The 256-nt window shown below is 68.4% G+C and carries 1 pseudogene; it reads right to left on the bottom strand.

Features of this window, described 5'->3' with window-relative positions:
- A pseudogene (locus AOQ53_RS42385) lies at positions 1-256 on the bottom strand (hypothetical protein); the annotation flags it as partial.

Raw genomic sequence — 256 nt, 5'->3', positions numbered from 1 at the left:
CGAACTGCGGGCTGTCCGCGGCCTGCCCGGCTGTCAGGACGAACGACAAAGGTCGACGCCTGCGGTCGACAGCGAGGTGAATCTTGCTGGTCAGTCCACCACGGGACCTGCCGAGCAGGGCTTCCTTCAGGCGAAGCCTGCGTCGGCGGCGGACGCGTCGGCGTTCGGTCCGCTCGGGCTCGTTTCCACCGTCACGCCCGTTCTGTTCCGCTTTGCGACCCCTTTTTGCCGGGCCTGTTCCTGCTCGGCGGCGGCT

This window comes from Streptomyces azureus, from assembly GCF_001270025.1.
Taxonomy (GTDB): Bacteria; Actinomycetota; Actinomycetes; order Streptomycetales; family Streptomycetaceae; genus Streptomyces; species Streptomyces azureus.
The sequence above is the reverse complement of the archived record's forward strand: the minus strand, read 5'-3'. Positions and strand labels throughout refer to the sequence as shown.